Genomic DNA, 442 nt, shown 5'->3' on the forward strand with positions numbered 1-442 from the left:
CCTCGCGGCCGGGCGGGAAGCGGCCGGCGCCGAGCTGGCGGCCGCCCGCGAGCGGGCCCTGTCCGCCAGGGAGCACTGGCTGGAGACCAAGGAGCGCCGGCTGCGCGGCATCGCGGCGGAACTCGCCGCCGGGCTGGAGGAGGGCACGCCGTGCACGGTGTGCGGCTCCCGCGAGCACCCGGACCCGGCACGCCCCGGGACCGGGCACGTCGACCGGCGTGCCGAGGAGAGCGCCCTGGCCGGCTACCAGCGGGCGGAGGACCTGCGGCGGCAGGCCGAGCAGCGGCTGGACTTCGCGGGCGACCGGCTGGCCGCGGCGGACGAGGAGGCGGAGGGGAGGCCCGCCCTCGAACTCGCGGAACAGGTAGCCGCGCTGGAGGCCGATCACGCCGCCGCACGCCGGGCGGCGGCCGGCGCGCAGGACGCCCGCGCCGCCCTGGAG

1 pseudogene is annotated in these 442 nt (G+C 80.8%); it reads left to right on the forward strand.

From position 1 onward, the window contains the following. Positions 1-442, forward strand: a pseudogene (locus AC2CJA_RS27235) (AAA family ATPase); the annotation flags it as partial.

The sequence above is a fragment of the Streptomyces sp. ATLC9 genome (assembly GCF_057196705.1).